We start from the raw sequence: 645 nt of genomic DNA on the forward strand, positions 1-645 counted from the left end.
GTGCTGGCGAACCCTACCTGATGGATGCGCTGACAGCAGTCTTCATCGGCATGACATGCTTCCGTCCGGGCAGGGCATCCGTCGAAGGAACGATCATCGGCGTCATCATCATCGGCATGCTCGACAATGGTCTCAATCTCCTCGGCGCGCCCTTCTACCTGCAAAACATCGTGCGTGGCGTTGTGATGATCGCGGCTGTCGCCCTTGCGGTACTGCGTGGCGAAATCCGCTTCTTCTGAAAGGATAATATCGTGTCCCAGGATCAAACCCAGCTTGCGGCCAGCGCCGGCGGTTCCGCATTGCCCAAACGCAACAGCCAGCTTATCGATCTCTACCGTGTCATGCGGCGCATCCGCACCTTCGAGGAACGCGTCGGAGAACTCTTCATCCGCGGCCAGTCGGCAGGCTCGATGTTGCATCTGTCGATCGGCGAGGAATCGAGCGCTGCAGGTGTCTGTGCCGCTATGCAGCCGCAGGATACGTTCACAACGCACCATCGCGGGCATGGCATCTTTCTTGCTCGTGGCGCTGACCCCAAGCAAATGATGGCCGAGATCGGCGGCAAGGAGACGGGCTACTGCAAGGGCAAGGGTGGGTCCATGCATATTGCCGACATGGCACTTGGCCATCTGGGCGCTAATGCTA

1 protein-coding gene and 1 pseudogene are annotated in these 645 nt (G+C 59.4%); both read left to right on the plus strand.

Features of this window, described 5'->3' with window-relative positions:
* Nucleotides 1-239: pseudogene (locus EN750_RS37830) on the plus strand (ribose ABC transporter permease); the annotation flags it as partial.
* A 12-nt stretch (nucleotides 240-251) separates the two neighbouring features.
* Nucleotides 252-645: thiamine pyrophosphate-dependent enzyme (locus EN750_RS37835; protein ID WP_245482947.1), on the plus strand; the 394-nt coding region annotated here is incomplete at its 3' end.

It is taken from the genome of Mesorhizobium sp. M7A.F.Ca.ET.027.03.2.1 (genome assembly GCF_003999175.1).
Lineage (GTDB): Bacteria > Pseudomonadota > Alphaproteobacteria > Rhizobiales > Rhizobiaceae > Mesorhizobium.